At 54.7% G+C, this 25,480-nt stretch carries 25 protein-coding genes; 17 read left to right on the forward strand and 8 right to left on the reverse strand.

The window, feature by feature from the left end; genetic code table 11:
• Positions 1-133: 133 nt before the first annotated feature.
• Both IAE27_RS10925 and lipA read left to right on the forward strand, forming a co-directional pair.
• Positions 134-1,087, forward strand: coding sequence for a YbeF family transcriptional regulator (locus IAE27_RS10925; protein WP_032727949.1), 954 nt, complete (start codon positions 134-136; stop codon positions 1,085-1,087).
• Positions 1,088-1,274: 187 nt separating this feature from the next.
• Positions 1,275-2,240, forward strand: coding sequence for a lipoyl synthase (lipA, locus tag IAE27_RS10930; protein ID WP_004100150.1), 966 nt, complete (start codon positions 1,275-1,277; stop codon positions 2,238-2,240).
• A 224-nt stretch (positions 2,241-2,464) separates the two neighbouring features.
• Here the strand turns inward: lipA and tatE are convergent, their stop codons facing one another.
• Positions 2,465-2,668 (reverse strand): twin-arginine translocase subunit TatE, encoded by a 204-nt coding sequence (tatE, locus tag IAE27_RS10935; RefSeq protein WP_004100149.1) that lies wholly within the window; start codon positions 2,666-2,668, stop codon positions 2,465-2,467.
• Positions 2,669-2,795: 127 nt separating this feature from the next.
• Entirely contained in the window at positions 2,796-3,584 is a 789-nt protein-coding gene (locus IAE27_RS10940; protein WP_004100148.1) for a deaminated glutathione amidase, read from the reverse strand.
• A 91-nt stretch (positions 3,585-3,675) separates the two neighbouring features.
• Here IAE27_RS10940 and crcB point away from each other — a divergent pair, with 91 nt between their 5' ends.
• Positions 3,676-4,059 carry a fluoride efflux transporter CrcB gene (crcB, locus tag IAE27_RS10945; protein WP_004100147.1) on the forward strand — a complete coding sequence of 128 codons (384 nt, stop codon included), beginning with the start codon at positions 3,676-3,678 and terminating at the stop codon, positions 4,057-4,059.
• A 57-nt stretch (positions 4,060-4,116) separates the two neighbouring features.
• On the opposite strand, the gene cspE is transcribed toward crcB, so the two are convergent.
• Positions 4,117-4,326, reverse strand: a complete 210-nt coding sequence (cspE, locus tag IAE27_RS10950) for a transcription antiterminator/RNA stability regulator CspE (RefSeq protein ID WP_004100146.1) — start codon at positions 4,324-4,326, stop codon at positions 4,117-4,119.
• 195 nt (positions 4,327-4,521) lie between these two features.
• Positions 4,522-5,097 carry a lipid IV(A) palmitoyltransferase PagP gene (pagP, locus tag IAE27_RS10955; RefSeq protein ID WP_200092412.1) on the reverse strand — a complete coding sequence of 192 codons (576 nt, stop codon included), beginning with the start codon at positions 5,095-5,097 and terminating at the stop codon, positions 4,522-4,524.
• Positions 5,098-5,389: 292 nt separating this feature from the next.
• On the opposite strand from pagP, the gene dcuC reads away from it, so the two are divergent.
• From dcuC to uspG, 4 genes are all read left to right on the forward strand, one after another.
• Positions 5,390-6,763 carry an anaerobic C4-dicarboxylate transporter DcuC gene (gene dcuC / locus IAE27_RS10960; RefSeq protein ID WP_004100144.1) on the forward strand — a complete coding sequence of 458 codons (1,374 nt, stop codon included), beginning with the start codon at positions 5,390-5,392 and terminating at the stop codon, positions 6,761-6,763.
• Positions 6,764-6,855: 92 nt separating this feature from the next.
• Positions 6,856-7,650, forward strand: a complete 795-nt coding sequence (gene rna / locus IAE27_RS10965) for a ribonuclease I (RefSeq protein ID WP_032727948.1) — start codon at positions 6,856-6,858, stop codon at positions 7,648-7,650.
• A 155-nt stretch (positions 7,651-7,805) separates the two neighbouring features.
• Positions 7,806-8,216 carry a nucleoside diphosphate kinase regulator gene (rnk, locus tag IAE27_RS10970; protein WP_070557469.1) on the forward strand — a complete coding sequence of 137 codons (411 nt, stop codon included), beginning with the start codon at positions 7,806-7,808 and terminating at the stop codon, positions 8,214-8,216.
• A gap of 199 nt (positions 8,217-8,415) precedes the next feature.
• Positions 8,416-8,844 carry a universal stress protein UspG gene (gene uspG / locus IAE27_RS10975; RefSeq protein WP_004100140.1) on the forward strand — a complete coding sequence of 143 codons (429 nt, stop codon included), beginning with the start codon at positions 8,416-8,418 and terminating at the stop codon, positions 8,842-8,844.
• A gap of 76 nt (positions 8,845-8,920) precedes the next feature.
• Here uspG and ahpF read toward each other — a convergent pair whose 3' ends face one another.
• Together ahpF and ahpC are read right to left on the reverse strand one after the other, a co-directional pair.
• Complete coding sequence (gene ahpF / locus IAE27_RS10980) at positions 8,921-10,486, reverse strand: alkyl hydroperoxide reductase subunit F (RefSeq protein WP_154022726.1); 1,566 nt, start codon at positions 10,484-10,486, stop codon at positions 8,921-8,923.
• A 244-nt stretch (positions 10,487-10,730) separates the two neighbouring features.
• Entirely contained in the window at positions 10,731-11,294 is a 564-nt protein-coding gene (ahpC, locus tag IAE27_RS10985; RefSeq protein WP_002894394.1) for an alkyl hydroperoxide reductase subunit C, read from the reverse strand.
• Between the two features lie 403 nt (positions 11,295-11,697).
• On the opposite strand from ahpC, the gene dsbG reads away from it, so the two are divergent.
• The 4 genes from dsbG (at position 11,698) to IAE27_RS11005 (ending at position 15,495) form a co-directional block, all read left to right on the forward strand.
• Positions 11,698-12,444, forward strand: coding sequence for a thiol:disulfide interchange protein DsbG (dsbG, locus tag IAE27_RS10990; protein WP_049127428.1), 747 nt, complete (start codon positions 11,698-11,700; stop codon positions 12,442-12,444).
• 198 nt (positions 12,445-12,642) lie between these two features.
• Positions 12,643-13,554, forward strand: a complete 912-nt coding sequence (gene citR / locus IAE27_RS10995) for a DNA-binding transcriptional repressor CitR (protein ID WP_070557468.1) — start codon at positions 12,643-12,645, stop codon at positions 13,552-13,554.
• A 103-nt stretch (positions 13,555-13,657) separates the two neighbouring features.
• On the forward strand, positions 13,658-14,881 hold the full coding sequence (locus tag IAE27_RS11000; RefSeq protein ID WP_032704826.1) for a phosphoadenosine phosphosulfate reductase: 1,224 nt from the start codon (positions 13,658-13,660) through the stop codon (positions 14,879-14,881).
• Positions 14,866-15,495, forward strand: a complete 630-nt coding sequence (locus IAE27_RS11005) for an IbrB-like domain-containing protein (protein WP_004100133.1) — start codon at positions 14,866-14,868, stop codon at positions 15,493-15,495. Before IAE27_RS11000 ends, IAE27_RS11005 begins: the two co-directional genes overlap by 16 nt.
• Here IAE27_RS11005 and IAE27_RS11010 read toward each other — a convergent pair whose 3' ends face one another.
• Positions 15,496-16,641, reverse strand: a complete 1,146-nt coding sequence (locus IAE27_RS11010; RefSeq protein WP_162556139.1) for a pyridoxal phosphate-dependent aminotransferase — start codon at positions 16,639-16,641, stop codon at positions 15,496-15,498.
• Positions 16,642-16,829: 188 nt separating this feature from the next.
• Between IAE27_RS11010 and mtnC the strand changes: the two genes are divergently transcribed.
• Positions 16,830-17,519, forward strand: a complete 690-nt coding sequence (gene mtnC, locus IAE27_RS11015; protein WP_004100131.1) for an acireductone synthase — start codon at positions 16,830-16,832, stop codon at positions 17,517-17,519.
• A complete protein-coding gene (locus IAE27_RS11020) occupies positions 17,516-18,058 on the forward strand; it encodes a 1,2-dihydroxy-3-keto-5-methylthiopentene dioxygenase (RefSeq protein WP_004111302.1) in 543 nt (180 codons plus the stop codon). Before mtnC ends, IAE27_RS11020 begins: the two co-directional genes overlap by 4 nt.
• Before the next feature lie 184 nt (positions 18,059-18,242).
• On the opposite strand, the gene IAE27_RS11025 is transcribed toward IAE27_RS11020, so the two are convergent.
• Positions 18,243-20,552 carry a molybdopterin-dependent oxidoreductase gene (locus IAE27_RS11025; protein ID WP_154022727.1) on the reverse strand — a complete coding sequence of 770 codons (2,310 nt, stop codon included), beginning with the start codon at positions 20,550-20,552 and terminating at the stop codon, positions 18,243-18,245.
• A gap of 410 nt (positions 20,553-20,962) precedes the next feature.
• Between IAE27_RS11025 and IAE27_RS11030 the strand changes: the two genes are divergently transcribed.
• From IAE27_RS11030 to IAE27_RS11045, 4 genes are read left to right on the forward strand one after another with little or no spacing between them, the layout of a single operon-like run.
• Entirely contained in the window at positions 20,963-21,943 is a 981-nt protein-coding gene (locus tag IAE27_RS11030; protein WP_004111301.1) for a sugar ABC transporter substrate-binding protein, read from the forward strand.
• 44 nt (positions 21,944-21,987) lie between these two features.
• Complete coding sequence (locus IAE27_RS11035; RefSeq protein WP_187326135.1) at positions 21,988-23,493, forward strand: sugar ABC transporter ATP-binding protein; 1,506 nt, start codon at positions 21,988-21,990, stop codon at positions 23,491-23,493.
• A complete protein-coding gene (locus IAE27_RS11040; RefSeq protein WP_135800766.1) occupies positions 23,490-24,476 on the forward strand; it encodes an ABC transporter permease in 987 nt (328 codons plus the stop codon). Before IAE27_RS11035 ends, IAE27_RS11040 begins: the two co-directional genes overlap by 4 nt.
• Entirely contained in the window at positions 24,476-25,477 is a 1,002-nt protein-coding gene (locus IAE27_RS11045; RefSeq protein WP_200092414.1) for an ABC transporter permease, read from the forward strand. Before IAE27_RS11040 ends, IAE27_RS11045 begins: the two co-directional genes overlap by 1 nt.
• Positions 25,478-25,480: the final 3 nt, after the last annotated feature.

The raw sequence follows: 25,480 nt of genomic DNA on the forward strand, positions 1-25,480 counted from the left end.
ATCACGTCCCGTTGCCGCGGGACGTCTCGTTTTTCCTCGGGCCGGATTAAGCCTTTTATTTGCAATCTATCATCACTAATAAAATAAATGTGACCGCTATAATGGTGCTAATTATCACTAGCGGAAATAAAGAGTGGACGACAATAACTCTCAGGCAGAATCAGGCGATCGGCTTGACGATCGCCACGGTCGGCAGATGTTTCGCATTCTGCGTACGATAGACCTCAATTTACTCACTATTTTTGAAGCGGTTTACGTCCATAAAGGCATCGTTAACGCGGCAAAGGTACTCAATATCACGCCGTCGGCGATAAGCCAGTCAATCAACAAGCTGCGCGCGCTCTTCCCTGACCCGCTATTTATTCGTAAGGGACAGGGCGTGACCCCCACGGCCTACGCTACGCATTTGCATAAGCATATTAGTCAGGGGATGGAGGCGTTTCTCAACGCGCTGGATCTCACCGGCAATACGCAGCGGGAGCGGGTGATAACGATTGCCACTTCCCCGGCTATTGGCGCGTTAATCATGCCGGTTATCACCCAAAAACTGCGGGCCGTCTTTCCCCAGATACTGCTGCACAATATCGCTATCAACGACGCAGTCAGTCAGCTAAACCAGCGTCAGGTGGACCTGCTTATCGACAGCTATCCCCACAGCGGGCAGACGATTACGCACCATGTGCTTTACCAGGACAGCGTGCACATCTTCTGCCGGGCAGGACATCCGGCTCTCGCCTTGCCTGCAACCGCAGATAATCTTAGTCAATATGAATTCGCTCTGCTGCAGCCAGAGGGGCAGCGCTACACCACCATCCTGCGTCGCCTGCAGGAACACCTCGGCGAACGCCGCTGCGGTTTTAGTAGCTACAATCTGTTAACTCAGGCGGCGCTGGTCAGCGAAAGCGATATGCTGGGGCTGATAACTTCCGGGATGTTTTCTCTGGTTGACAGAATATGGCCTTTGAAAATGATCGACTTCGCCCCTCTGCGCGAAGAAAGAATTGATATTGCGTTGCACTATAACAAGCTCAGCGCGCAGGAACCCTTGTTGAAAGAGATCGTCGGGACAATTCGTCAGGCTTTCTAGTCGATAAGGCACGTGTGGGAAAAGCATAAAACAACAACTATTTTACAATTTGCCCGGCAAGCAGGCTGCTTTATGCCCCGTATCAATGATATACTGCCTGCGTTTAATTCAAAAATAGTTGATAAATGCAACATTTACTTGAATTGATTCGCTTTCCTTCGTCACTCGCAACTGGAACACGCACGCTATGAGTAAACCCATTGTGATGGAACGCGGTGTTAAATACCGCGATGCCGATAAAATGGCCCTTATCCCGGTGAAAAACGTGGCAACTGAGCGTGAAGCTCTGCTCAGAAAACCGGAATGGATGAAAATCAAACTTCCGGCTGACTCGTCCCGTATCCAGGGGATCAAGGCAGCGATGCGTAAGAACGGCCTGCACTCCGTGTGCGAAGAAGCCTCTTGCCCTAACCTCGCGGAATGTTTTAACCACGGAACGGCGACCTTTATGATCCTGGGCGCCATCTGTACCCGCCGTTGCCCGTTCTGCGATGTTGCCCACGGACGCCCGATAACGCCGGACGCCAACGAGCCGCAAAAGCTGGCGCAAACCATCGCCGATATGGCGCTGCGCTATGTGGTTGTAACCTCCGTGGACCGCGACGATCTGCGCGATGGCGGCGCTCAGCACTTTGCCGACTGCATCAGCGCGATTCGTGAAAAAAGCCCGACGATCAAAATTGAAACTCTGGTGCCGGACTTCCGCGGCCGTATGGATCGTGCGCTGGAGATCCTCCAGGCCACGCCGCCTGACGTGTTTAACCATAACCTGGAAAACGTTCCGCGCCTCTATCGTCAGGTTCGCCCTGGCGCCGACTACAACTGGTCCCTGAAGCTGCTGGAGCGCTTTAAAGAAGCGCACCCGGAGATCCCGACGAAATCGGGACTGATGGTGGGTTTAGGCGAAACGAATGCTGAAATCATTGAAGTCATGCGCGATCTGCGCCGCCACGGCGTGACGATGCTGACTTTAGGCCAGTATCTGCAACCGAGCCGCCACCACCTGCCGGTACAGCGCTACGTGAGCCCGGATGAATTCGAAGAGATGAAAGCCGAAGCGATGGCAATGGGCTTTACCCACGCCGCCTGCGGACCCTTTGTTCGTTCGTCCTATCATGCCGACCTGCAGGCCAAAGGCATGGAAGTGAAGTAATTCCTGTTGCGACCGCGGCGTTATATTTGTAGCGCTGCGGTCTTTCCTGCCACTCATTTTGCTCGCCAATAATAAAACCCAACGCGGTAACAGTTAGTTGCATCTTTTTAAGCAAAATCCGTGCAGATGACAAAAAGAGGCCGCAGCGCTATCGCTGCGGCCTCTTTGCCGACGCGGTTTCCCCGTCGGTAGCGAGCCTCCTTCACCAGGAAACTCGTCGCGAATTACTCTTTATGAGAGAGCTTCTGCGCCGGAGCCTCTTCGGCACTGGTCTTTTTCGCACTATCATCGTCATCGCTCATGGCTTTTTTGAAGCCTTTGATAGCCGAGCCCAGGTCTCCACCCAGCGTGCGTAACTTTTTGGTACCAAACACCAGGATAATCAGCGCTGCGACTACCAGCAGTTTGGTAATACTAATCTCACCCATAGCTAACCTTCTTCTCTAATACAAGCTGCGAATACGCCATCATACACGCATACAATTAACGGCTATTTGACGCGCGGACACAATAGCAATCTGTAACAAGGTGAATCAAGCCTTGTTTAAAAAAACGTCATAATAATTGCGGTGGCGCAAAGCGACGATTCTGCAGCACCGGCAGGCGCTCTCTTACCTGCTGAATATAATCGGTTGAAAGCTCCGCGAAAATCAGCTGCGGCTGCTCCCCTGCCCCGGCAATCGTCGTTCCTAAAGGATCGACAATTCGACTCTGACCAATATTACGCGTTCCGCATTCCCCCGCAGCGACAATATAGCAGGTGGTATCCAGCGCCCGTGCCGCCAGCAGAGTCGCCCAGTGATGCTCTTTCAGCGGCCCTTTTACCCACGCGGCGGGCAGGACAATAAGCTGCGCGCCGCTGAGCGCTAAGGATAGCGCCAGCTCAGGAAAGCGTAAATCGTAACAGGTCATTAACCCGACTCGCATCCCGTCGACCTCAATGAGCGGCGGAATTTGCTGACCGGCATCGACCAGCCGGGATTCCTGAATATTGAAAGCATCATACAAATGCAGTTTCTGATATTGCGCAATAATTTTCCCGTGACGTAACGCCACCAGCGTATTCGTTGCCCGCCCTTCTGCAGAAGGCACGTGCAGGGTCAGCACCGTCGTCAAGGGACTGTTTTCGCTTTCCGCCAGCAGAAGCTGTAAAAAACCGCCGTCCAGCTGCTGGGCGGACTTGACTGATAAATCCGCATCGGCGTCGTTTCGCGCCAGCAACGCCTCGGGTAGCACCAGAAGCGTTGCTCCGCGCTCCCCGGCCTGACGCATCATGCTCACGCAGGTCTGAGCATTGACCGTCCAGTCCGGCGTTACGGCAAATTGTCCGGCAGCAACAAGCATCTTTTCTCTCCCGTCAGGTAATTCATAGCCAGCAAGGTATTTCGCGCGCTACACTCGAAGTTTAGTCGCAATCAATAAGCAGAGAACAATCGTGTTGCAACTCCTTTTGGCTGTATTTCTTGGCGGCGGCACCGGCAGCGTTTTGCGCTGGTGGCTGGGTATGAAGTTTAACCCCATGCACCACGCTATCCCCATTGGTACTCTCACCGCTAACCTGCTAGGGGCATTTATTATCGGGGCCGGTCTGGCCTGGTTTAATCGCCTGACGGACGTCGATCCGATGTGGAAGCTACTCATCACTACCGGCTTTTGCGGTGGGTTGACCACCTTTTCCACATTTTCCGCTGAAGTGGTGTTTTTGCTGCAGCAGGGGCGCGTTAGCTGGGCGCTGCTGAACGTTTTCGTCAATCTGTTAGGTTCATTTGCCATGACGGCCGCTGCGTTCTGGCTGTTTTCGCAAGCCGCCAGCCGCTAGACGCAGGCAAAAAAAAACCCGCTGAGAGCGGGTTTTTATATTCTGCTGACGCGTTGCTTAGATAGGCATTACGTTTGCAGCAGAAGGGCCTTTGGCACCGTTAGTGATTTCGAACTCTACGCGCTGACCTTCAGCCAGAGTTTTGAAACCGTTGGACTGGATTGCAGAGAAATGTACGAATACATCTTTGCTGCCATCTTCCGGAGTAATGAAACCGAATCCTTTGGACTCATTAAACCACTTAACGTTACCTTTAATCTTAGACATCAAAATTACCTTTATATGAAAAAATCGACACTAATACTGTGTCGGGTATCAGTACACCAATTGTGGTACCTTTTGTCCAGCGCAACTTTGCTAAAAAGTGATAAAAGTCTCTATCTTTTTGGGCAGGGTTCACTTTAGTCTTTGTTTTTCCTCAAGACAGCCTGCTTATCTCTTTTATTGCTATGGAAAATCGCCTCAAAACTGAATGCGTGCCCATGCGAAGTAAACGTTTCCGTTGTTATAGGTGCCGGGAATATAGGTCATCTGGAAGGTGGCCGGGCCGTAGCCGATGGAAGCCAAAGGCAGCACTACCGGGATCGGGATATATTTCCAGTTGTCACGCGCCGTGACGCCGAGCGTATAGCCTAAGCCAAGATGGAAATTATCATCTGCCAAAGGTCGCCAGGTCTTCTCCCAGCCATAGCCGCCGATGGGCTCCCACTTATTATAAGAATCCTTAAAAGCCATCAGATAGATGCCATGCCAGTTCCCTTTATCATCCCAGCGTGAAACGCCAAAACCGGCACCCCAGGGGCGCTCGTTGTACCTGTCGGTTTTCTCCTTGTCATAGGCAAAACGCGCATGACAGGTCACCGCAGGGATATAAAGATCGTAGTGCTCAGGCTCATTCCAGGTCTGCGCAACGTTATCAGTCAGCGTGTTGTAACCATCGCGAAGCGTCGAGCTGAACGAAGCGTTAGCAGAAGTAGACGACAGCAGCAGCCCCAGGCACCCAAGAAAAAAACCTATAAATCGACGATGCATTAACACTTTTCTCTTACCAGTATCATTTTTTGAGCGGGTTAAAATAGCAAGGATAAGCTTAATACTTCCTTAACGAAATTAGGCAAACTCTTGATTTGCCCGCTACAAAAAATCTGAAAAACTCTCCGCGCGGTTTTGCCGGTTACGCCAGTAAAGCCCAACCATCCAGGGATTCTCATCGATTTATTGATTTGCATCAGCGAGTTTTGCCCGTTTTTTAGGCACATTCCCTCACTAAATTTTTCCTTCGCTTTATTTATCAGTAGATTCTTTGGGTTAATGGTTTAGGGGTTTAAGAATGCTTACGCTAGTAGAGATCCTGATTGGGATTGTGGTCATTGTGGGCGTCGCCCGCTATATCATTAAAGGTTATTCCGCCACCGGAGTGCTGTTCGTCGGTGGCTTAGTATTACTCATCGCCAGCGCGCTAATGGGGCATAAGATTTTACCTGGCGACGCAAAGAGCACCGGCTACTCTGCTACCGATATCGTTGAGTATATTAAGATACTGCTCATGAGCCGCGGCGGCGACCTCGGCATGATGATCATGATGCTCTGCGGTTTCGCCACCTATATGACGCATATTGGCGCCAACGATATGGTCGTCAAACTGGCCTCAAAACCGCTGCGCTATATTAACTCCCCTTATCTACTTATGATCGCTGCTTATTTCGTGGCCTGCCTGATGTCGCTGGCTGTTTCCTCAGCCACCGGCCTGGGCGTCCTGCTGATGGCCACGCTGTTCCCGGTCATGGTCAACGTTGGTATCAGCCGCGGCGCCGCCGCCGCAATCTGCGCCTCTCCGGCGGCGATTATTCTCTCCCCGACTTCCGGCGACGTCGTGCTGGCCGCCAAAGCCGCCGAAATGCCGCTGATTGACTTTGCTTTTAAAACCACGCTGCCTATCTCTATTGTGGCGATTATCAGCATGGCGATTGCTCACTTCTTCTGGCAGCGCTATCTGGATAAGAAGGAAAACGTCGCGCATGAAATGCTTGATGTGAACGAGATCACCACCACCGCCCCTTCTTTCTACGCCATCCTGCCGTTTACGCCGATAATCGGGGTGCTGATTTTTGATGGCAAATGGGGTCCGGAGCTGCACATTATTACCATCCTCGTACTCTGCATGCTGCTGGCGGCAGTTCTGGAATTCTGCCGCGGCTTTAATACTAAAAATGTGTTTAATGGGCTGGAAGCGGCATATCGCGGGATGGCCGACGCCTTTGCCGGTGTGGTGATGCTGCTGGTCGCCGCTGGCGTCTTTGCGCAGGGGCTGAGCACCATTGGCTTTATTAACGGCCTGATCTCCATTGCAACTTCTTTCGGCTCCGCCAGTATTATTCTGATGCTGGTACTGGTCATTCTGACCATGCTGGCGGCGATGACCACAGGCTCTGGTAATGCCCCCTTCTATGCTTTCGTTGAGATGATCCCGAAGCTGGCGCACTCGTCCGGCATTAACCCGGCTTATCTTTCGATCCCGATGCTGCAGGCGTCTAACCTTGGCCGAACCATTTCTCCGGTCTCCGGCGTCGTGGTCGCCGTGGCCGGTATGGCAAAAATTTCGCCGTTCGAAGTGGTGAAACGCACCTCTGTCCCGGTACTGGTTGGTTTATTAGTGGTTATTATCGCCACCGAAGTCCTCGTTCCCGGTAGCGCAATCCGCTAACGCTGAAACCGTGTGAAAAGGCGCCTGCTGGCGCCTTTTTTATGCTTTAATAACTCAAAGTTATTAATGACCATTCGTCATCAGGAATAAAAATGTTCAGGAAGGATTTCGTCGCTCTCGCTCTTTTGCTAAGCGCTTCTCAGGTCAGCGCCGATCCGCTGATCGCAACGCAATACGGCGATTTCGATCGCTACGTGCTGGCCCTTTCCTGGCAAACGGGGTTTTGCCAGAGTATGCAGGACCGAAACCGCAGCGAGCCGGAAGAGTGCCGCCTGCAGCAGGAACCAGACAACAAAGCCGATTTTCTCACCGTTCACGGCTTGTGGCCAGGCCTGCCCAAGTCTATCGCCGCGCGCGGAGTGGACGAACGCCGCTGGATGCGTTTTGGCTGCGCGACCCGCCCTGTTCCCAATATGCCTGAAGCGAAAGCCGGGCAAAAATGTCGGGCGGCTGAAACCGGCCTTTCGCTGGAAATGGCGAATAAGCTTAACGGCGTGATGCCGGGATCCGGCGGCAATTCATGTCTTGAGCGTTATGAATACGCCAAGCACGGGGTTTGTTTTGGTTTCGATCCTGACAGTTATTTCGGCACCATGGTGCGCCTGAACGGCGAGATTAAACAAAGCCCCCTTGGTCATTTCCTGGCCAGTCACTATGGGCAGACCGTTAGCCGGGATGATTTCAACGCCGCGGTCGCAGAGGCCTATGGAAATCAGAACGTTAAGGCTTTCAAGTTAACCTGTAACGGCAATCCCGCCTATCTGACCGAGATGCAAATTTCCATCAAAGCGGCGGCCATCAACGCGCCTCTCGCGGTAAATTCATTCTTACCTCAGCCTCATCCCGGGAACTGCGGTAAACAATTTCTGCTGGATAAAGCCGGCTAAGTTTCATACGATTTAACTATTGTTCGTTGATGAATGTGCGTTTAATCACTTCAAACCATCCGCAAGTCTCAGTATGATGAGAGAACATTAACCCTTGCCATTTTCGGTGAGGGTTTTCTTTTACGGACAGGTTCCTGGATAACATGGAGTATGAGATGACCAGACCCGCAATCATCATTAATGAACTGGATGCAGAACGCATCGACAGGCTGCTGGAACAACCGGCATTCGCTAACTCGCCGGTAGCGGACGCACTGAACGACGAGCTTGACCGCGCGCAAATGCTGGCTCCGGAAGCCATGCCGCATAATGTTGTCAGCATGAATAGCCAGGTGAGATTCCGCGATTTAACCACCGGCGAAGAGCGCATCCGCACGCTGGTTTTCCCGGCTCAGGTGACCGATAGCGCCACCCAGCTCTCGGTTATGGCGCCGGTTGGCGCAGCGTTGCTGGGGCTCAAGGTCGGCAGCGCCATTCACTGGGAGTTGCCCGGCGGCACCTCAACGCATCTTGAAGTGCTGGAACTGCTATACCAGCCGGAGGCCGCAGGCGATTTTCACCGTTAATCTCCCCGCTGCCTGAAGCGTTTCGCGCTTTATCCAGAGGATGTCGCTACATCCTCTTTCTGCACCTTCTCCTCCACGCCTCTCTTTTGACAAACTTTTACGCCACCCTCTAACCGATCTGACAATTTTGCGACCTGAATGGCACAATATTTTCCTATAATGTGTTGATATAAAAGCAGACGAACAAGGAGGAATGCATATGTATAAAACAATCATTATGCCCGTTGATGTCTTTGAAATGGAGTTAAGCGATAAAGCCGTTCGCCATGCGGAGTTTTTAGCCCAGCAGGACGGGGTTATCCATCTTCTCCACGTACTGCCCGGTTCATCAAGCTTTACCATGAGCCGGTTTACCGCCGATCTGCGCCGCTTTGAAGAGCATTTGCAGCATGAAGCAGAAACGCGCCTGAAAACAATGGCCGGGCATTTCAGCATTGACCCGTCGCGAATCAAAATGCACGTTCGCTTTGGCAACGTGCGCGATATGGTCAATGAACTGGCCAATGAAATTAAAGCCGACGTAGTGGTGATAGGCTCGCGTAATCCGTCTATCAGCACGCATCTGCTCGGCTCCAATGCCTCAAGCGTGATCCGCCATGCGCATATTCCGGTGATGGTGGTGAGATAGCGTCAGAGAGCTAAAAAAAGAGGCTACCCAGGGGTAGCCTCTTTGCTGTGCAGGTTCGGTCTTACTTTATTATGAATTATGCCGTTTTAGTGCGGATCAGATAATCAAACGCGCTCAGAGACGCTTTTGCACCTTCGCCGGTAGCGATAATAATCTGCTTGTACGGTACGGTTGTGCAGTCCCCCGCCGCGAAGACGCCCTTCACGTTAGTTTCACATTTCGCATCAATGATGATTTCACCCATGCGGTTGCGCTCAATCGCTCCTTCCAGCCAGTTGGTATTCGGCAGCAGGCCAATCTGTACGAAGATCCCCGCCAGCGCGACGTGATGCTCATCGCCGCTCACGCGGTCACGATACTGCAGGCCGGTCACTTTACTGCCATCGCCCACCACTTCTGTGGTCTGGGCATTGAGGATAATATCGACGTTCTTCAGGCTGCGGACTTTATCCTGCAGAACCTGGTCGGCCTTCATTTCCGGCGCGAATTCAAGCAGCGTTACATGTTCAACAACGCCTGCCAGGTCGATGGCCGCTTCCACACCGGAGTTACCGCCGCCGATAACCGCCACGCGCTTACCTTTAAACAGCGGGCCGTCGCAGTGCGGACAGTAGGTTACGCCCTTCGTGCGATACTGATCTTCACCTGAAACGTTCATGTTACGCCATTTCGCACCGGTGGCAATGATAACGCTACGCGCTTTCAGCACCGCGCCGGAGGCGGTTTCAATCTGGTGCAATCCGCCTTCAACCGTCGCAGGAATCAGCCTGGAAGCGCTTTGAGAATCAATAACATCAACATCGTATTCGCTGACGTGCGCTTTTAATGCGCCAGCCAGTTTCTGACCTTCGGTCTTCGGTACCGAAATATAGTTTTCGATATCAACAGTATCCAGCACCTGGCCGCCGAAGCGTTCACCCATCAGACCGGTACGAATGCCTTTACGCGCTGAGTAAACGGCAGCCGCTGCGCCTGACGGGCCTGAGCCGACGATTAAGACATCATAGGATTCACGTTTATTCAGCTCTTCCGCCGCACGTTTTTCCGCACCGGTATCCACTTTGGCCACAATTTCAGTCAGCGTCATGCGACCCTGGCCAAACTCTTTACCGTTCATGAATACCGCCGGTACGCCCATCACGTTGCGTTCGGTGATTTCATTCTGATAAGTGCCGCCGTCAATCGCCGTGTGCTTGATACGCGGGTTCAGTACCGCCATCAGGTTCAACGCCTGAACCACATCCGGGCAGTTATGACATGAAAGTGAATAGTAGGTTTCAAATTCAAAATCACCGTCGATATTGCGGATCTGCTCCAGCAGGCTCTGGGCTTCTTTTGACGGATGGCCGCCGGTCCACAGCAGAGCCAGAACTAAAGAGGTGAATTCATGTCCCAGCGGAGAGCCGGCAAAGCGCGGCCCCTGGCTGGAGCCTGGGTTGGTAATGAGGAATGACGGCTTACGCACCGCCAGGCCGTTATCTTCTTTGAAGGTGACTTTATCTGACAGTTCAGCAATTTCAGCCAGCAGTTCCCTGATTTCTGCCGATTTAGCGCCGTCATCCAGCGTGGCAATCAGCTCAACAGGTTTGGTCAGCTTCTCAAGATAGGCCTTGAGCTGGGTTTTCATGTTGGTGTCGAGCATTTTTATCTCCTGGGCTTAAAACATCATCATGCAAGCGGCCTCGTTCAGGCAGCCTGAATGCGCTTGCATCATGGTGTTGGAATAAAACGGGCGCAGATGCGCCCAGATATTACTACGCAATTTCCTCAGCATTTCGCGCAAGAACAAGGCGGCTAGCCTGAGAATCCCCGGAAGCTTACCTCAGTAAGTGACCGGGGTGAGCAGGCGACGCCAACGCAGCAATTGCGTGAAAGGAGACGGAAATTTAGATTTTGCCGACCAGGTCCAGAGACGGAGCCAGAGTCGCTTCACCTTCTTTCCATTTAGCCGGGCAAACTTCGCCAGGGTGAGAAGCTACGTACTGAGCTGCTTTGATTTTACGCAGCAGGTCAGACGCGTCGCGGCCGATACCTTCAGCGGTAACTTCGATAGCCTGGATGATACCCTGCGGGTCAACAACGAAGGTTGCACGATCTGCCAGACCTTCATCTTCACGCATGTTGTCGAAGTTACGGGTCAGGGCGCCAGTCGGGTCGCCAATCATCGCATATTTGATTTTAGCGATGGTTTCAGAGCTGCTGTGCCACGCTTTGTGGGTGAAGTGGGTGTCGGTAGAGACGGAGTAAACGTCTACGCCCAGCTTCTGCAGTTCTTCATAATGATCTGCCACGTCGCCCAGTTCAGTCGGGCAAACGAAGGTGAAGTCAGCCGGGTAGAAGAAGAAGACGCTCCAGCGGCCTTCAGTATCTTTCTCGGTTACTTCGATGAATTCACCGTTTTTGAATGCCTGGTTTTTAAAAGGTTTGATTTTGGTATTAATTAAGGACATCTATACTTCCTCCGTGTTTTCGTTGAGGTCTAAGTTAACGAATTTTTCCTGACTCGACCAATGCGTTTGCATTATCGAATCAATAAGCGTTATCTAACAACCGGAACAAGACAACTTTGTGAACCTGTCAACGCGATGGCAAACTTCTGTCGCGTTTCGCATTATATGCGCTGAAAAGTAAAAAGGCCGCCCTCGCAGGCGGCCCCGTTACCTGAAACACCCGCAGGTAGGTTCAGCGCCAGTAGCTGGCAATGTGTTGCGCTCTACACCTTAATGTAACAGCTCAGGGATTACATCACCCACAGAACGAAAGGGCAATCCGCGCGGCCGCAGGTCTTACCTATGGCTGTAATAGGTTTTACCGCTACACTTACTCTTCTCTTTGATTTTACAAGGCATAATCATGTTAAAACGACTGTTCTTTCTGAGCTTATTACCTTTTTACTGCTCTGCAGATGAGCTTCCCGCCCCCGTAAAAGCGATAGAAAAACAGGGAATTACCATTATTAAACCCTTCGAGGCGCCCGGAGGGATGAAAGGCTGGTTAGGGAAGTATCAGGATATGGGCGTCGCCATCTACCTCACGCCGGACGGCAAACACGCCATCTCGGGCTATATGTACGACGAAAGCGGTACTAATCTTAGCGAACAACTCTTCCAGCAAGAGCTCTATACCCCCGCGGGCCAGGAGATGTGGAAAAAGCTGGAAAGCGCTCGCTGGCTGCTTGACGGTAACGAAAACGCGCCGACGATTCTGTACGTTTTTGCCGATCCCTTCTGCCCCTACTGCCAACAGTTCTGGCAACAGGCTCGTCCGTGGGTAGAATCAGGGAAAGTTCAGCTGCGCACCCTGCTGGTTGGCGTCATAAAACCGGAAAGTCCCGCAGCCGCGGCGGCCATCCTGGCCAGCAAAGACCCGGCGAAAACCTGGCATCACTATGAGCAGTCTGGTGGCAAAGCAGCGCTAAATATTCCCACCAGTATTCAGCCAGAGCAAATGAAGATACTTAATTTCAACCAACAGCTGATGGACGAACTCGGCGCCAGCGTCACCCCTGCTATTTATTACATGAATAAAGAAAATATGCTGCAACAAGCGATCGGGCTTCCAGATAAAGAAAAACTACAGATTATGATGGGGGCAAGATAAGCATTTATAAACTAACTCTTCCGCCGGGTTTAGCAGTACACAAAAGGATCTGGCGGAATGCGCTGCTGTAGTATATATTTAGATAAACTTAATAAGTCATTAGCAATTAATAATAAAAAATGAATAATCACGTAATGTATATAATGCAGACATATAATAACCTCTTTTTTTACTCGCCAGCTTAACAGGACGTTGAAAATGGCTAATCTTTACGATCTCAAGAAGTTCGATCTGAACCTACTCGTTATTTTCGAATGTATTTACCAGCATTTAAGTATCAGTAAGGCTGCAGAAACGCTATTTATTACGCCGTCTGCGGTAAGCCAGTCGCTTCAGCGGCTACGCAACCAGCTCAACGATCCGCTATTCGTGCGCTCAGGTAAAGGGATTACCCCAACTACCGTCGGCGTTAATTTGCATCACCACCTGGAAAATAACCTTAATCAGTTAGAACAAACCATCAATCTCACCAATCGTTCTGAATTAAGGAAGCGCCTCGTTGTCTATGCGCCGCAGCTTTTTATAACGCCCAAAACCACCAGCCTGATTCATATGTTATTAGATGATTCAAATCTGCAGGTTGAACATCATGATCTGCTCGCTTCAGGTGAATCGATAGAGAGTTTGTTATCCTACCGGAAGGCCGATCTGATATTTAGCACCACGGCGCTGTCATCACGAGCGACCGTCTGTAAACGCATTCAGGAGCTGGACATTTCATTAGTGTGTAATGAAAACCATCCGCGACTGGCGTCGCTAACGACGACAAAAGCCATCATGCAGGAACGCTTCACCTATTATATTTGTAACGATCAGGGAACAAAATCCTTTCAAAGCCAAACCGCAGGTATGCTTTCTGACAGAAAAATCGCTTTCAGCAGCGATTCATACATAGCCATTCTTAATGTTATTCAACAAACTGATATAATTGGTTTCGTCCCGACATGTATTTTAGAACATATTAGTTTCCAGAATAAATTTAAAATCATTGAAACGCCTTTCAAAATTCCATCTATCAATATTTATATGATTTACAACCGGGTGAATCTTGACGACCCCAACTTCGCAAGTTTTATCGAAGAGTGTGAAAAGAATAATATTATTGAATAGTTAAATCGATTTCATTGAATTCATGAATGACAACTAATCTCTTGATTAAGAAACGAATATGATATAAGTACACAGTCTCTTTGGCATTAAAGGAATAATGGCTGTGTCTTTTATTAAAATTCCATTACCAGAATCTGTTCTGCAAGCCAGTCAGCAAAGAATAGAGTGGGTTATGGAAAACTTCTCCCGCGTTTGCGTCTCTTTTTCTGGCGGTAAAGATTCAACAACCATGCTGCATCTCACGGCGCAGCATGCCCGCCAGGCAGGTAAAAAGATTTGCGTCCTGTTTATTGACTGGGAAGCGCAGTTCTCCTGCACCATTGCTCATTGCGAAAAGATGCGCGAGGAGTATCGCGACGTTATCGAGCAATTTTTCTGGGTGGCGCTACCTCTCACCACTCAGAACTCGCTAACCCAGTTCACGCCGGAGTGGCAGTGCTGGGAACCCGGCGCCCCCTGGGTGCGCCAGCCGCCGGAGGATGCCATCACCGATCCCGACTATTTCCCGTTTTATCAACCTGGAATGAGTTTTGAAACCTTCGTCCGCGAATTCGCCGATTGGTTCTCGCAAAATCGTCCGGCCGCGGTAATGGTCGGCATCCGCGCCGATGAGTCGCTTAACCGGTTTATCACCATCTCCTCGCAGCGCAAACTGCGCTTTGCCGACGACAAACCCTGGACCACGTCGGCGCCGGGCGGACACGCCTGGTATATCTATCCCATCTATGACTGGAAAACCGCCGATATCTGGACCTGGTTCGGCAAAAGCGGTCTTTCCTATAACCCGCTCTATAACCTGATGTATCAGGCGGGGGTACCGCTGCGTTATATGCGCATCTGCGAACCCTTTGGCCCGGAGCAGCGCCAGGGGCTGTGGCTCTACCACGTCCTGGAGCCTGAACGCTGGGCCGCCATGTGCCAGCGCGTCAGCGGCGTTCACTGCGGCGGGGTTTACGCCGGTCACGACAATCAGTTCTACGGCCATCGAAAGCTGGATAAACCCGAACATCATACGTGGAAAAGCTACGCCCTGTTTTTACTCGACAGCATGCCGGAGAAAACGGCGGAGCATTACCGCAATAAAATCGCCGTCTATCTCCACTGGTATCAAAAAAAGGGCATGCTGGATATTCCTGACACCCAGCCGGCGGATATTGGCTCCAAAGACGTCCCGTCCTGGCGGCGCATCTGTAAAGTGCTGTTAAACAATGATTACTGGTGCCGCCAGCTCTCTTTCAGCCCAACCAAAGCGACTCAATATAAACGCTATCGCGAGCGGATGAATAAAAAGCGCCAGCAATGGGGAATACTATGCAACGACAATTAATCCAGGAAATAGAACGCTATCTGCAATCGCTGGAAAATGAAGAAGAAAAGATTACTGCGCTTAACGCCTTTCGCCAGATTCTGCATGAATATAGCCCCTTCAAATCCCAACCGGTTGATTGCGTACTGTGGGTAAAACAGGAAGCCGTTTCGCCTAATGATTACAACCCAAATAACCTTGCGCCACCGGAAAAACGCCTGTTGTTCACCTCGCTGGAGACGGATGGCTTCACCCAGCCTATCGTGGTGCTGAAACAGGGGCGGGAGCGCTATTCGATTGTCGATGGTTTTCATCGTCATGAACTGGCCAACGGTAAGGCGGCGCTGAAAAAACGGCTGAAAGGCTATCTCCCCGTCACCTGTCTGGAAAGGAGCAGCGCCAGGCGTGATTCACTGATGGCCGCCACCATCCGCCATAACCGAGCGCGCGGGCGTCACCAGATTCATGCGATGTCGGAAATCGTTCAGGAACTGGCGCGTCTCGGCTGGACCGATGAGAAAATCGGCAAAGAGTTAGGGATGGACGCCGACGAAGTATTACGCCTGAAGCAAATCAACGGTCTGGTGGAGATGTTCGGCGACCGTCAATTTTCTCAGGCGTGGACCGTTAAATAACTACAGACGGCACAGGCGTTCCGCAGCAGCCAGCAGCGTGGCTGGCTGTTTGGCGAAGCACAGGCGTATCAGCTTATGCGGGAACGGATCGGCACAAAACACCGACAGCGGGATCGCCGCGACGCCGATCTCGGTGGTGAGCCAGCGGCAGAAGTTGACATCATCCAGATCGGAGACTGCGCTGTAGTCCGCCAGCAGGAAGTAGGTCCCTTCGCAGGGCAAAATTTCCAGACGGCTGGAACGCAGCGCATCAATAAACAGGTCTCGACGCTCGCGGTAAAACGTCGGCAGCTGGCGATAATGCTCCGGCTCGCTGCGCAGCATATCGGCGATCGCCAGCTGAGCGGGGGTGTTGACGGCGAAGGTCAGATACTGATGCACTTTACGCAGCTCAGCGCTGATAGCGGCAGGCGCCACGCAGTACCCCACCTTCCAGCCGGTCATATGAAACGTTTTACCGAATGAAGAGACCGCCACCGCGCGCTCGCGCAGCTGCGGATGCGCCAGCACGCTGGCATGCCCTTCGGCAGCAAAGCAGATATGTTCATAAACTTCATCGCTAAGTACGTAGATTTCGCGATCGGCAATCGCCTGCCACAGCGCGGCAAAATCTTCACGCTGCCACACCGTCGCTGACGGGTTGTGCGGCGTATTGAGAATAACCAGACGAGTTTTGTCGCTGAGGGTAGCGGCGAACTGCTGCCAGTCAACGCGAAAATGAGGCGGCTGCAGAGCAATGCGCTTCAGCACGCCGCCCGACAGCTCAACCGCCGGGGCATAGCTATCGTAGCTGGGGTCAAAGCAAATGACTTCGTCGCCGGAACGTACCAGCGCGGTAATCGCCGCATACAGCGCTTCCGTCGCCCCGGCGGTGACGGTTACGTCGCTATTGGCATCGGGGCGATAGCCGTACAGCTCTTCGGTTTTATCGACAATCGCTTCGCGTAGCGCGGCGACGCCGGTCATCGGCGCGTACTGATTGGCCCCCTGCGCGACGTGATACGCCAGACGCTCCTGCAGATAGCGCGGGCCATCAAAATCCGGAAAACCCTGCGACAGATTAATCGCCTGATGCTGCTGGGCCAGGGCGCTCATCTGGCTAAAGATAGTGGTGCCCAGTGAAGGGAGTTTACTCTCAGGAATCAGTGGCTTATTGCTCATTCTTTTTGTACCGTCTGTGATGCTGTTGTTGAAGCCACTATAACACGATGTTAATATTTGGCAATCAAGACGCTTAGACGTCTAAATGATAATGTTATTTCGCTTAGGCTTTAATAACAGCTCTCAACACAACGCCACCGTCAGCACGACCCACCGCTCACTCTGGAGAACTCATGATCCGCGCTATCGTGACCGATATTGAAGGCACCACCAGCGACATACGCTTCGTCCACAACGTCCTGTTCCCGTACGCCCGCGAACGTCTGGCCGGTTTTGTGACCGCTCAGCAGTTTGGCGAGCCGGTCAAGACCATTCTCGATAACCTGCGCCAGGAGATCGCCCAGCCGGCGGCTGGCGCCGAACAGCTTATTGCTACCCTGTTCACGTTTATGGATGAAGACCGCAAATCCACCGCCCTCAAGGCGCTCCAGGGGATTATCTGGCGCGAAGGCTACGTCAACGGCGACTTCACCGGCCATCTCTATCCGGACGTTTTGCCGGCACTGGAAAAATGGAAGTCACAGGGTATTGATTTATATGTATATTCCTCAGGCTCTGTCGCTGCGCAGAAATTGTTATTTGGCTACAGCGATGAAGGTGATATTACTCATCTGTTCAACGGCTATTTTGACACCCTGGTAGGGGCCAAGCGTGAAGTACAGTCCTACCGCAATATTGCTGAACAACTGGGACAGCCTCCTGCCGCCATCCTGTTTTTGTCCGATATCCATCAGGAGCTGGATGCCGCTGAAGAGGCCGGTTTCCGTACCCTGCAGCTGGTACGCGGCGACCGCGACCCGGCCAGCCATCATCCGCAGGTTCAGCGTTTCGACGATATTCACCCGGAGCAGATCCCAGCATGAGCGCATTAACCATATTTTCCGTAAACGACCCGCAAAACTCTCTCTGGCACAGTACTAACGCCGAAGAGATCCAGCAGCAGCTCAACGCTAAAGGCGTGCGTTTTGAGCGCTGGCAGGCCGACCGCGATTTAGGCGCGGCGCCAACGTCTGAAGCTGTCATTGCCGCCTATCAGCACGCGATTGATAAGCTGGTTGCAGAAAAGGGCTATCAGAGCTGGGATGTGATTAGCCTGCGCGCCGATAATCCGCAGAAAGAGGCGCTGCGGGAGAAGTTTCTCAATGAGCATACCCACGGAGAAGACGAAGTGCGTTTCTTCGTCGAGGGCGCCGGTCTGTTTTGCCTGCATATTGGCGACGAGGTGTTCCAGGTTCTGTGTGAAAAGAACGACCTGATTTCGGTCCCGGCGCACACGCCGCACTGGTTTGATATGGGCTCGGAACCCAACTTCACCGCCATCCGTATCTTCGATAATCCGGAAGGCTGGATTGCCCGGTTTACCGGCGACGATATTGCCAGCGCCTACCCGCGGCTGGCGTAACGCGCCTTATCCGGGCTACCGATCTGCAGACAACTGTGAACATGTAGCCCGGGCAGGCGCCCTGCGCCGCCCCCCGGGAGCAGAACGCAGCGTGGCTGAATTTCCCGGAGGCGATGCTGCGCATCTGTCCGGGCTACCCGCCCGCGGAGGGCTTCGATTCCGTAAGCCGGGAATTACCGGGCGCCTAACCCTCAATAAACCTCGGCGGATCGAAAGCGGTCACCGGCGGCAGCGCGTCCCGCCACGGTTCGATCTCCACCCAGCAGCTTTGAGCGCTACAGCCCTGCCCCAGGCGCGAGCTGCCGCGATCCTCGGTTAACACGTTGGGATTGCCGTGCTTATCCAGCGAGCCTTTTTCATTCGGGTCCAGCGGATCGTACCAGGCCCCGGTCGACATCTGCACCACTCCCGGCAAAATCTGCTCGCTGAGATGCACGCCGGCGAGAATCGCTCCGCGCGCGTTAAAGACCTTGACCACGCTGCCTTCGCTGATGTCCCGCGCCTGTGCATCCTGCGGATGCATCCACAGCGGCTCGCGTCCCTGAATTTTCGTCGCCCGGCTGACGCTTCCGTGATCGTACTGGCTGTGCAGGCGGGTGCGCGGCTGGCTGGAGAGCAGATGCAGCGGCCAGCGCGCAGCTTCCTGCCGCTGCCAGGCCGCTTCCTGCTCATCCCACCACGGATGGCCCGGGCACTCGCGATAGCCAAAGCCGGCAATGGTTTCTGAAAAGAGCTCAATCTTGCCGGAAGGCGTAGAGAGCGGATAGCGCTGCGGGTCGGCGCGAAAATCCGCCAGAAAAACCTGCGGCTGCTCAGGCGCGCTGTACTCCAGCACTCCCTGCTGCCAGAACGCCTCAAATGACGGCAGCGTAATCCCCTCTTCCTGCGCGCGCGGTCGCGAGGCTTCGTAAATCTCCCTCAGCCACTGCCCGGCATCGCGCCCCTCGCTAAAACGTTCGCCGCAGCCCAGCCGTTCGGCAAGATCGCAAAAGATGGCGTAATCATCACGCGCGTCGCCCACCGGCGGGATCTGTGCGCTCATGGCGATCATAAAACCGTCGTGACCGCCGCTGCCAATATCTTCCCGCTCCAGCGACGTGGTGACCGGCAGGACGATATCGGAAAATTTAGCCTGCGCGGTCCAGTACTGTTCGTGCACCACCACCGTTTCTGGTCGCCGCCAGGCTTCGCACAGGCGGTTAATATCCTGATGATGATGAAACGCGTTGCCGCCGGCCCAGTAGACGAGGCGGATGTCGGGATAGCGCAGATGCTGGCCGTCAAACTCATACGCTTCGCCCGGATGCAGCAGCATATCGGAGAGGCGCGCCACCGGAATCACCTGGTTCACCGCGTTCTCCCCGGCGGGAAGGCGCGGCCCGGAAAAGGCCTTACGCCCCGCCCCCGCCAGATTGGTGCAGGCATAGCCAAATCCCAGCCCGCCGCCCGGCGTACCGATTTGCCCCAGCAGCGCGGTGAGCGCCACCGTCGCCCAGTAGGCCTGCTCGCCCTGGCGCGCCCGCTGAATCGACCAGGAGATATTGACCATCGTACGCTGGCTGGCCATCTCACGCGCCAGCGCGACAATCCGCTGCGCGTCAATACCGGTTATCGCCGCCGCCCACTCCGGCGTTTTTGCGACGCCATCGCTCTCCCCCATCAGGTAGGCGCGATAAGGTGCGAAACCTACGGTATGGCTGGCGATAAAACCGCTGTCGTAGAGGGATTCATTAATCAGCACGTAGCACAGCGCCAGCAGCAGCGCGGTATCGGTTCCGGGACGGACGGCGAGCCACTCGGCGCTCTCCACGGCGCTCAGATCGTTGCGCACCGGGCTAATATTGATAAAGCGTGTCCCCTGCGCCTGCATCTTTTCCAGCCAGTATTTCAGCATATGGTCGTTGGCGCCGCCGCCGTTGACCTGCGCATTACGCAGCGGCAGGCCGCCGAATGCGACGAACAGCTGGCACTCCCGCGCCAGCTCGGAAAAATGGGTATGCTGACGGTGCAGCGGGCTCAGCGGCCCGAGAATATGCGGCAGGATACGCTCCCCCGCCGCGCTGCTGTAGGTATTAGTGCTGGCGGTATAACCGCCAAAGCATTTGAGGAAACGGTGCAGCTGGCTTTGCGCGTGGTGAAAACGGCCGGCGCTGGCCCAGCCATAGGAACCGCCGAAAATCGCCTCATTGCCGCAGCGCGCTTTAACCGACTGCAGCTCGCGGGCCAGCAGATCGAGCGCCACTTCCCAGCTCACCTCAACAAACGGCTCTTTACCGCGCCCGTCGCGGGAAGCCGGGCCATTTTGCAGGTAGCCGGCGCGTACCGCCGGACGCCGAATGCGCGTCTTGCTGGTGACCGCATCGGGGAGCGACTGACCAATGCGCGAGGGATTTTTATCCCAGGGCACCGGCGTCACCGCCTCAATTTTGCCGTCACCGGCCTGTACCCGCCAGGTTCCCCAGTGCATTACGGTCAGATTATGTTGTTTTCTCATGCGGTTTTTTCTCACCTGCTAACGGCCGCTATAATAAAGCGTGCGAATCCTGGGAATAAAATACGTATCACCATACAATCTGCTGCTGAGAAAGGATTTTCCACGCAGAATAGTTCTACGCTATTCCGGGATGCGATATATTACAGCGACAGAATAATTTTAATTAAGCAGCAATCTTTATTTGAATAAATAAGAGTTGCAAGCAAATTAAGCCCACAAAATAAAAAGGGATTAAGCTGCATCATGAAATATTTTCAGGTTACAGATAACAAATTTACGTTTTCCTCAGGCAAATCTGCGATATAACATTGTTGATATAACTTAGACATATTTTGTATTTGAGGTTGTGTAGTTGTTGTTGTCATGCTACTGCTCCGCACAACCACCTCCATTACAGGACCATAATAAGAATGTCGCAGAAAAAGAAATTATTGCCCATCGCGCTGGGCCTGCTCTCGCTTGCCTCCGTTAACGCTCTGGCAGCAGAGGCTTTATCGCTTCAGGGAAAAACCATCGGTATTGCCGTCGTCGGCACGCAGCACTTCTGGGATCGTGAAGCCTATAAAGGCGCCAGCGAAGAGGTTGAGAAACTGGGCGGTAAAGCGATCGGCGTCGACGGCGGACGCGATAACCAGGTTCATGCTAATAACCACGATATTTTACTGTCGCGTAAAGTTGATGCGGTAATTAGCATTCTGGGCGACAGTTCCGTTGAGCCTAAATTTAAAGCGCTGCGCGATGCCGGCATCCCGGTATTTACCGTTGACCATGTCTCAAAATACTCGGTCAATAACACCACCTCCGATAACTACACGCTGGGGTCAACCATTGGTCGCTATATGGCCGATGAACTGGGCGGCAAAGGCAACGTGGCGGTATTTAACGCATTCTCCAGTTCCCTGCGTATTTGCGGGATTCGTTACGACCAGTGGAAATATGTCCTTAAGGATTACCCGGATATTCATATTATTCAGCCAGAGCTGGCCGAACAGTTCGCCAACTCGCCGGAAGATGCGCGGAAGAAAACCCTCGAACTGCTGAGCCAGTATCCGAAAGGCAAACTCGATGCGATTCACGTTGCCTGCTGGGATCAGCCGGCTATCGGTATTGTCCAGGCGCTGGAAGAGACCGGCCGCGATAAAGACGTCAAGGTTACCGCTATTGATGCTGGCCCGGAGACGCTGGAGATCATGGCCGAGCCGGGTAGCCCGCTTGTCGCCAACGTCGCCCAGCAGCCGCACCTGATCGGCCAGACTTCAGCCGATAACGTCGCTCGCTACTTCGAAAAACAGAAGCTGCCGCTGCAAACCTTTATCCCGGTGGTCCCGGTGAAAGGCCCGCAGGAGGCGAAAGCGGTCTACAAACAGCTGGGATATGGCGAACTGCAGTGATCACTCAATCCTCCGGCGGGGCGAATCCCGCCGCTGGTCTGGCGATGAACCAGATCGGCAAAAGCTTTGCCAACGTGACTGCATTAAATGCGGTCACGCTGCTTCTGAATCCCGGTGAAATTCACGGTCTGATTGGCGAAAACGGCGCGGGAAAATCGACGCTGATAAAAATCCTCGCCGGGGTCTACCAGGCCGATAGCGGCAGCGCCACCCTTGACGGCGCGCCGCTGCCGCTTGGCAATCCAGCGGCGATTGAAGCGCTGGGTATCCGCGTCATTCACCAGGAGCTCAATCTGATCCCCCACTTTACGGTGGCGGAATCGGTGTTTCTCGGCCAGGAGTACCGCACCCGCTGGGGCGCGCTGGACCGGCGGCGGATGAATGCCGCCGCCGAAGCGTTTTTCCGCGACAGCTGGCAGCTGGACATCAATCCCCGCCGCCTGATTCGCGACCTCAGCCTCGCCGAACGCAAGCTGGTGCAGATCGCCAGGGCGCTGATTGACGGCGCGGCAAAGCTGGTGGTCTTTGATGAACCCACCGCGCCGCTGGAAGCGCAGGAGGCCAGCCTGGTTTCCTCAGCGATTTTGCGCCTGCGGGAGCAGGGAATCGGCATTCTCTATATTTCCCACTACCTCAACGAAATCGCCGCCCTCTGCGATCGCGGCACGGTACTGCGTAACGGCGAGGTCGTTGGCTATCCCGACCGGGCGCTGCTGCAGGACACCGACGCGCTGATTAAAATGATGGTCGGTCGCGACATCGAACAGCTCTATACCCCGCGCCAGAGCAGCGCTCAACGGGTAGATGCCGCCGCGCCGGTTCTTTCGGTTCGCCATCTCAGCGACGGCGTCCATCTGAATGATATTACCTTTGATATTCAGCCGGGCGAGATCGTCGGCGTCGCCGGCCTGCTGGGCGCCGGGCGCGACGTACTGGTCGATCTGCTTTATGGGCTGCGCCGCGCGCGCAGCGGCACAATAAGCATCGACGGCCAGCCGAAGCGGCTGCGCACGCCGTATCAGGCCACCCGAGCGGGGATGGCGCTGGTGCCGCGCGACCGCCGCCATCAGGGGCTGATTCTCCCCTTCTCCACCGCCGACAATATCAATCTGGCCTCGCTAGCGGAGACCGCCACTTTCGGCTGGGAGCATCGCGGCCGGGCGCTGGCAAAAGCGCGCAGCTGGATTGAGCAGCTCTCCATCCGCCCTGGCCGTCCGGAGCTGCCGGTGCGCTTTATGAGCGGCGGCAACCAGCAAAAGGCGATACTTGCCCGCTGGCTCGGCACCAATGCGCGGCTTTTTATTCTTGATGAACCCACTCTCGGGGTGGATATCGGCGCGCGCAGCGATATTTATCAGCGCACCCGCGAGCTGGCGGATCGCGGTCGCGGCGTGCTGGTCTCATCCAGCGATGCGCCGGAGCTGCTCGGCCTTTGCGACCGCATCCTGGTGATGTGGCGCGGCGAGCTGGTGGCCAATCTCCCGACCCGGGGGCTGACGCTGGACGCGCTGCTGGTGACGATTAACGGTGGACAGGAACAACAGGTATGAGTGCAGATATTCAGCGCCGCCCCCTTCCGGGCATCACGACGCTTATCGAAAAATTCCCCCTGATTCTCTTTTTTGCGCTGCTGGTCTGGCTCAGCCTGCAGTCGCCTTTCTTTTTAAGCTGGCAGAATATCAGCATGATGCTGGTGCAGAGCGTGCCGCTGGCGATCCTCTGTTTCGGCCTGGTCTGCGTGATTGCCGTCGGCGGCGATGACGTGGTTTCCGGCGGTATCGATCTGTCGCTGCCCGCCATCGCGGTGCTCGGCGTCGCGTTACTCAGCCTCGGTATGGCGGAGTGGAACACCCCTTACCTGGCGCTGATTCTGCTGCTGGTCGCCGTGAGCCTGGCCTGCGGCGCGGTCAACGCCGTGCTGGTGCTGGCGGCAGGCCTGCCGCCGCTGCTGGCGACCCTGTCGACCTCGGTAGCCTTCACCGGCCTGACCGACCTGCTGACCGGCCAGCGACGCATCGCGGTAAGCGACCCGCTGATGGTGGCCTTTCGCGATAACGCTCTCTTTGGCATTCCCTGGCCGCTTCTCTATCTGCTGGCGGTCTTCGCGCTGTTTCAGCTTTTGCTCCACCACTCCCGCTTCGGCCAGCATTTACAGGCGGTGGGCGGTAACCGCGATATGGCGCAGATGAGCGGGCTCAACATTCGCCGTTTAACCCTTCTCGTCTGGCTGCTGGCGGGCCTCGCCGCCGGTCTGGCGATTTTACCGCTGCTCAGCCAGGGCTCAGGCAGCTCGAGCGGCACGGCGACGCCGCTGCTGCTGGAAACCGTCCTTGCCACTTTTATCGGCGCGGCGTTCTCGCGGCGTCGCGTGGTCACCATCTGGGGAGCGCTGCTCGGCGCGGTGCTGGTCAACGCGCTCTCTAACGGGCTCGGCCTGCTGGGAGTAAATATTTTCTGGATGGGCGCGATCAAAGGCGGCCTGATCCTCGTGGTGCTGGCGGCGTCAGCGGTCAGACATAAAGGAGGCAACTGATGAGCCAGATGACGCTCAAGACCCCCTCTTCGGGACAAACCGGCAGCAGCCCGCTGGCGTGGCTATCACGGGCAGGGTTCGGCATCATTACCCTGCTGGCGATTGCCCTGTTCGGCTGGGCGAACCCGGTATTTCTGACCTTCGACAACTGGGCCAATTTGCTGCAGGGCAGCGCGATTCTGCTGATCGTGGCGATGGCGATGACCCTTATCGTTAGCGCCGGAGCGATTGACCTCTCCGTCGGCGTGGCGCTGGATTTCGGCGCCGCCTTTGCGCTGGTGGCGCTGAAAACCTGGCACCTGCCGTGGCAGGCGGCGGTGGGCTGCGCGCTGCTCGGCGGGGTGATTATCGGCCTGCTGAACGCCTTCCTGATCCTTGTCTGCCAGATTCGCCCGTTCCTCGCCACCCTCGGCACCTGGTTTATCGCCAGCAGCGCCGAGCGCATCTATACCGACGGCGGCGGCTCTATCTCCTACCGCCGGATGGCGCCGGAGTATCACGATCTGGCCGTCGGCACCGTCGCCGGAATTCCGACGCCGGTGGTGATAGTTCTGGCGCTGTGGTTGGCGGCCTGGCTGCTGACCGAACGCACGCTGTTCGGCAAGTACGTGCGCGCTATCGGTCAGAACGGCGAAGCGGCGCGTATCGCCGGGATCCGCGACCGCCGGACCATGCTGTGGGTGCTGGTAGCGGCCTCCGCGCTGTGCGCCGTCGGCGGCGTCATTCTCTCCGCCAACCTGCGCCAGTTTACGCCGCTGGCCGGCCAGGCCTACCTGATGGATGCCATCGCTGCGGTCTTTATCGGCACCGCCTTTAACCGGCTGGGCCGGGTCAGCATTGCCGGCACCCTCGGCGGCGTGCTGTTCCTCGCCATTATTGATAACGGCCTGAACCTGATGGGGCTGAACTACCTGGTGAAAGATGCGCTGGTTGGCGTAATCCTGGTGGTGGCGCTGGCCCTCTCCTTCTGGCAGGCGCGTTTGCGCCAGACCCACCGTTAAGCG

The organism is Klebsiella sp. S69, from assembly GCF_016516145.1.
GTDB lineage: Bacteria > Pseudomonadota > Gammaproteobacteria > Enterobacterales > Enterobacteriaceae > Klebsiella > Klebsiella oxytoca.